This window comes from Stenotrophomonas sp. HMWF023, from assembly GCF_003060985.1.
Taxonomy (GTDB): domain Bacteria; phylum Pseudomonadota; class Gammaproteobacteria; order Xanthomonadales; family Xanthomonadaceae; genus Stenotrophomonas; species Stenotrophomonas lactitubi.
On sequence record NZ_QAIJ01000266.1, the window covers coordinates 1 to 5265 of the forward strand.

The window sequence follows — 5265 nt, forward strand, 5'->3', positions numbered from 1 at the left end:
AGGTGGCAGCGTCACCCAGGTTGTCCAGCGCACCGGAGAGCAACGAGGACGAGTGGCTGTGCCACGACGCACCGACCATCATCAGGAAGGTCGCCAGGTTGATCAGCAGCACGATCCACAGCACCCGCCGGTGGCGCGCCTGCATGGCTGCCACATCCAGCGTCTTGCCGCAGCCACAGCATTCGCCCATCGCCCTGCCCTCTGCCTGTCGTGGCCCATTATCGCGCCGATCAGGCGTGTCGGCAGCGGTTGCGACGGGCCCATCTGCAATTGTGCGCCCCGGCCAAGCTCGCACGCAGCAGCCTGGCCCCGGTTGTGCTGCAATGGCGCTCCCCGGCACGGAGACACGCATGAAGACGCTTGGCCTGATCGGTGGCATGAGCTGGGAGAGCTCGGCGCAGTACTACCGCCTCATCAATGAAGAGGTGCGCGCGCGGCTGGGCGGCGCGCACTCGGCGCAGCTGCTGATGTGGTCGCTGGATTTCGCCCGCATCAAGCAGCTTCAGCACGACGGCGACTGGGATGCCCTGGGCAACGAGATGGTCGATGCGGCCCAGCGGCTGCAGGCCGGTGGCGCCGAACTGCTGCTGATCTGTACCAACACCATGCACAAGCTCGTTGGTGAGATCGAGGCGGCCTGCCCGCTGCCCCTGCTGCACATCGCCGACCCGACCGCCACGGCGATCGTGCAGGCCGGTCTGCAGCGTGTCGGCCTGCTCGGCACGGCCTTCACCATGGAGGAAGACTTCTACCGGGGCAGGCTGAGCGAGCGCTTCGGCCTGGACGTACTGGTTCCGGAGGCCGACGACCGCCGCGATGTGCACGCGATCATCTACCAGGAGTTGATCGCCGGCGTGGTCGGCGAGCGATCACGGCAGGTGTACGTCGAGGTGATCGAACGCCTGGTTGCCCGCGGTGCCGAAGCGATCATCCTGGGCTGTACCGAGATCATGCTGCTGGTACGTGCCGAAGACAGCCCGGTGCCGCTGTTCGACACCACGACCCTGCATGCGCGCGCGGCGGTAGACGCGGCGTTGGCATGACGCACATCGCCGTGCACCCGGTCACGCAGTCGGTTCGGGCTGCACTTCCAGCGAAGTGACCAGCCATTCCACCACCGCTGGCGAATCGCACAGGAAGAACACGGCGTCGCCGCTGCGGGCTTCGGTCAGCATCCGGTAGACGCTGATCGCCACGCCAAATTGGCTGGCGATGAAAATCTCACTGCTGCGCGGCCCGTCGGCCTGGCGGGAAACCAGCCGCAAGGCACGCCGGGCCGCGACCGTATCTTCCGGCTCGGCTTGGCGGGTCAATTCCAGGCCACGCAGGCCCCAGGCAACAAAAACACGCTTGCCCTTGAACGTCGTGTCCAGGACCTGCACTTCGACCGCGCCTGTGCCGGCCGACCGATGAATGACGATACTGCTGATCAACGCAACCCCCTGTGGTCGTCGTGGTCCGCACATCCTTGTCCGCACCCGCGCCAGCAGCCACGGGCGAGGCCCGAAGGTCGCGTTCGAAAGCGCTGGAACGTGTAAAAAACTGTAAACCGATGCAATCGGATGTGCCGGGGATGATACGGGATGTAACGCCCTGCATGCGCTGCCGGACACTTATAAATCCGTCCTGAGCCAGCGCGGGCCCCGGTCGTCGCAAAGCGCCGCACGTGCGCCATTCTTGCGTCCCATTCCCAACCCGAGGTTTCAATGAGCCTTCGCCTGCTACTGCCCCTGGGCGGTTCTGCGCTTGCCCTGCTGCTGGCCGCAACCACGGTCTCGGCCCAGGATTACGACAGCGAGTCATCGCCGCGCACGACCTGCGAATCACACTTCAACAAGACCCAGCAGTGCCCGTTCGAAGGACGCGCGCGACTGGCGCGGCAGCTGTCGGTGACGCGATGCGTGGAAGACGACAACTGGGGACAGCGCCGCGGCATGCTGTGGGTTACTGATGGCTGTCGCGCCGAATTCGTCGCCGAAGAGCGTGGGCGAGGCCGTTGGCCTGGACGTGACCGGGACCGTGACCGTGATCGCGATGGCGAGCGCCTGGTCTGCGAATCCTACGAAAACAAGGAGAAACAGTGCCGCATCCGCGTCCGTCATGACGTGCGGCTGGTCAAGCAGAAGTCGGTCACCACCTGCACCGAGGACCGCAACTGGGGCTGGGACCGACGCGGCGTATGGGTCAGCGACGGCTGCCGCGCCGAATTCCGCGTCTACTGAGTGCGATGGCTGCGCACCCATCCTCGCTAGAATGAGGCTCTCACAGCAGGAAACACCGCATGGAACGCTGGTATCTGGCAACGATGATGTCCTTGCTGCTGCATCAGATCGATGCCGCGTTCTGGCAGGAGTGGCAGATGTTCCAGGTGCCCGGTGGCATCCAGGGATTCCTGCTGTTCAACCTGCTTGCCATCGGCGTACTGCTGCACGGTTATCGCCAGGTGGTGCTCGGCCTGGGCTCTGCGCGCCGCTACGCGCTGTTGTGCGGCGTGCTGGGTATCGGCACCGCCCTCATCCATGCCGGCTTCGCTGCGGCCGGTCGCGATGAATTCCACCTGCCGCTGTCGCTGCTCACGCTTCTGGCCTGCCTGGTCAGCGGCAGCGGATTGCTGCTGCGCAGCCGTCGGCGATGACCCTGCAGGCTCCAGCACTTCGGTTACGCGCGGCCGAGTGCACGGATCTTCCGGCACTGATCGCCCTGGACAGCGTTGCGGCCGATGACCCACGCCGTGCCACGCAGATCGGCCAGTGGCTGACGGACGGCCACATGCACGTTGCCGAGCTCGATGGCACGCTGGCCGGCTACCGGGTCCAGCATCGGCACTTCTTCGGTGAGGCCTTCATCGAGATGCTGATGGTGGCCGCGCCGCTGCGCAGACACGGCATCGGCCGTGCGTTGCTTCTGCATGCCACGTCGATCAGCGCGGGCACTCGACTTTTCAGCTCGACCAACCAGTCCAATACCAGCATGCAGCGGCTGCTGGCAGCCGCTGGCTTCGTAAGGTGCGGGATCGTGCACGGCCTCGACGAAGGCGATCCGGAGCTGATCTACCGCTTCGCCACTGACGATGTGAGGTAAGGGGCGACCTTCGCTTCCAGCAGCGCCATCAACGCCGGATCCATGCAGCGATAGTCGTCGGGGATATCCAGGCAGTGCAACGGCGTATGTTCAAGCAGCCGCGCGAAATTCGCCTGCAACCGGTGCTGGTGCTTGGGCTCCATGACGAAGATGACATCAGCCCAGCGGATATCCGCTGGGCTGATGGGCCGGCGCGCGTGCGGGCTGGTGCCAGCCGAGCGCGCACTGATACCCGGCCGGCGTTGCCACATCGCTTCGGCGGTGGGACTGCGCAGCTGGTTGCGGCTGCAGACAAACAACAGGTTCAACATTCCTGATCCAGCAGTTGCCGCGGGCTGAGGACCGGATAGGTGAAACCCAGCTGGCGCGCCCGCAGCAGCTTGTCGCCACGCGTATACATCAGCTTCCAGTTCTTTTCCGGCTTGAAGATCGGCACGGGTGCCGTGTGGTCGCCGCCGTGATGGCGCGACTGTGAGCGCCTCCAGGCGCGGTTCCTTTGCGTTTCCATGATCGTATTCTCGTGAGTACCGGGTTCAGCAGCCGCGGTAGTACGAGTGCGCGCAGGATACAACGACGCAACAAAAAAGCCCACGCATCGCTGCGCAGGCTTGTCTGTTTCATCACAGTGGTCGGGACGGCCGGATTCGAACCGACGACCCTCTGCCCCCCAGGCAGATGCGCTACCAGGCTGCGCTACGCCCCGACTGATGCTGCGATGTGCCCGCCAGTGCGGCGGGCCGTGAAGTATAGCGGATTACGGCGGAAATGGGTCAGCGACGCAGCAGTTGCAGCACTTCTTCCAGTTCCATCCGCACCTGCTTGATGATCTGGTTGCTCAAGGCCGATTCCTCGCGCGCATCCGGACCATCCAGGCGCAGGCGCGCGCCGCCGATGGTGTAGCCCTGTTCGTACAACAGGCTGCGGATCTGCCGCACCATCAGCACGTCGTGGCGCTGGTAGTAACGACGGTTGCCACGGCGCTTGGCCGGCTCGAGACTGGGAAACTCGGTTTCCCAGTAGCGCAGCACGTGCGGCTTGACGTCGCACAGTTCGCTGACTTCACCGATGGTGAAGTAGCGCTTGGCCGGAATCGGCGGAAGTTCGCGGTTACTGCCCGGATCCAGCATAAGCTTCCACCCTCTCCTTGAGCTTCTGGCCCGGACGGAAAGTAACCACCGTACGGGCGGAAATCGGAATTTCCTCGCCGGTCTTGGGGTTGCGACCCGGGCGCTGGTTCTTGCGCCGCAGGTCGAAATTGCCAAAGCCCGACAGCTTCACCTGACGTCCCTGTTCCAATGCTTCACGCAGCACATCGAAGAACGCGTCGACGAATTCCTTGGCTTCCCGCTTGTTCAGACCGACTTCGTCGAACAGCTTTTCCGCCATCTCCGCCTTGGTCAATGCCATTGCCTGCTACCCCCGAGTGCTGCCCGCTCAGCCGCGGATCCGGGCGTGGTGTTCACGCTCGATGGCAGTGACCGCCTCGGCCACTACCGCTTCCACGTCGCGGTCCGTCAGAGTGCGCGACTTGTCCTGCAAAATCAAGCCCATAGCGAGACTCTTGAATCCCGGCTCGACGCCCTGGCCGACGTAGCGGTCGAACAGGTTCAGCTCCCGCAGCAACGGGCCGGCAGCCTGGCGGATGGTCGCGGCCAGGTCACTCCAGGCCACCTGCTCAGGCACCAGGAAGGCCAGGTCGCGGCGCACCGCCGGGTAGCGTGACAGTTCACCGGCGCGCGGCAGCGCACGGGCGGACAGCGCTTCCAGATCCAGCTCGAAGGCGTACACGTCCACGTCGATGTCCATCGCCTTGGCCAGGCGCGGGTGGATCTGACCGATCCAGCCGATCGCCAGGCCGTCGCGGAAGACCTCGGCCGAACGTACCGGATGGCCATAGGCACGGGTGGACGGGCGGAACTCCAGCACCGCGCCACTGGCAGCGGCCAGCGATTCCAGGTCGCCCTTCAGGTCATGGAAATCGACCTTGCGGGTCGGCAGGCCCCACTGCACCGCCTGCGCTTCACCGCAGACCGCAGCGGCCACGCGCGAGGTTTCCAGCGGTGCCGGCCGGCTTTCGCCAAGCGACGCGTCACCGGCCTGCTGGGCGAACACGCGGCCGATTTCGAACAGGCGCACGCGGCCCAGCTGGCGGGCGGCATTGCGGCCCAGGGTAGCGACCAGGCC

9 protein-coding genes, 1 tRNA gene and 2 pseudogenes are annotated in these 5265 nt (G+C 65.1%); 4 read left to right on the forward strand and 8 right to left on the reverse strand.

Translation table 11 applies throughout. The annotated features are described in order from the left end of the window. Window positions 1-190: pseudogene (locus DBR20_RS23275) on the reverse strand (cation transporter); the annotation flags it as partial. Window positions 191-350: 160 nt separating this feature from the next. On the opposite strand from DBR20_RS23275, the gene DBR20_RS15205 reads away from it, so the two are divergent. Continuing rightward, on the forward strand, window positions 351-1043 hold the full coding sequence (locus DBR20_RS15205; RefSeq protein ID WP_108266761.1) for an aspartate/glutamate racemase family protein: 693 nt from the start codon (window positions 351-353) through the stop codon (window positions 1041-1043). A gap of 21 nt (window positions 1044-1064) precedes the next feature. Here the strand turns inward: DBR20_RS15205 and DBR20_RS15210 are convergent, their stop codons facing one another. Next, complete coding sequence (locus tag DBR20_RS15210) at window positions 1065-1613, reverse strand: hypothetical protein (protein WP_258223383.1); 549 nt, start codon at window positions 1611-1613, stop codon at window positions 1065-1067. Between the two features lie 93 nt (window positions 1614-1706). Between DBR20_RS15210 and DBR20_RS15215 the strand changes: the two genes are divergently transcribed. The 3 genes from DBR20_RS15215 to DBR20_RS15225 are packed head-to-tail and all read left to right on the forward strand — an operon-like array spanning window position 1707 to window position 3081. Next, entirely contained in the window at window positions 1707-2222 is a 516-nt protein-coding gene (locus DBR20_RS15215; protein ID WP_108266758.1) for a DUF3011 domain-containing protein, read from the forward strand. A 59-nt stretch (window positions 2223-2281) separates the two neighbouring features. Beyond that, the gene (locus DBR20_RS15220) at window positions 2282-2635 is read left to right on the forward strand and encodes a DUF6713 family protein (RefSeq protein WP_100553080.1); all 354 of its coding nucleotides are present in this window, start codon (window positions 2282-2284) and stop codon (window positions 2633-2635) included. Continuing rightward, window positions 2632-3081, forward strand: coding sequence for a GNAT family N-acetyltransferase (locus DBR20_RS15225; protein ID WP_108266759.1), 450 nt, complete (start codon window positions 2632-2634; stop codon window positions 3079-3081). The genes DBR20_RS15220 and DBR20_RS15225 overlap by 4 nt, the downstream gene beginning before the upstream one ends. On the opposite strand, the gene DBR20_RS15230 is transcribed toward DBR20_RS15225, so the two are convergent. From DBR20_RS15230 to DBR20_RS23280, 6 genes and pseudogenes are all read right to left on the reverse strand, one after another. Beyond that, complete coding sequence (locus tag DBR20_RS15230) at window positions 3051-3392, reverse strand: phosphotyrosine protein phosphatase (protein ID WP_025876304.1); 342 nt, start codon at window positions 3390-3392, stop codon at window positions 3051-3053. The genes DBR20_RS15225 and DBR20_RS15230 overlap by 31 nt on opposite strands. Then, window positions 3386-3589, reverse strand: a complete 204-nt coding sequence (locus tag DBR20_RS21935; protein ID WP_100460897.1) for a hypothetical protein — start codon at window positions 3587-3589, stop codon at window positions 3386-3388. Before DBR20_RS21935 ends, DBR20_RS15230 begins: the two co-directional genes overlap by 7 nt. A gap of 118 nt (window positions 3590-3707) precedes the next feature. Beyond that, window positions 3708-3784, reverse strand: a tRNA-Pro gene (locus tag DBR20_RS15235). Window positions 3785-3851: 67 nt separating this feature from the next. Then, window positions 3852-4208 carry a MerR family transcriptional regulator gene (locus DBR20_RS15240; protein WP_005410431.1) on the reverse strand — a complete coding sequence of 119 codons (357 nt, stop codon included), beginning with the start codon at window positions 4206-4208 and terminating at the stop codon, window positions 3852-3854. Then, the gene (locus tag DBR20_RS15245) at window positions 4189-4488 is read right to left on the reverse strand and encodes an integration host factor subunit alpha (protein WP_005410432.1); all 300 of its coding nucleotides are present in this window, start codon (window positions 4486-4488) and stop codon (window positions 4189-4191) included. Before DBR20_RS15245 ends, DBR20_RS15240 begins: the two co-directional genes overlap by 20 nt. A 27-nt stretch (window positions 4489-4515) precedes the next feature. Continuing rightward, window positions 4516-5265, reverse strand: a pseudogene (locus DBR20_RS23280) (phenylalanine--tRNA ligase subunit beta); the annotation flags it as partial.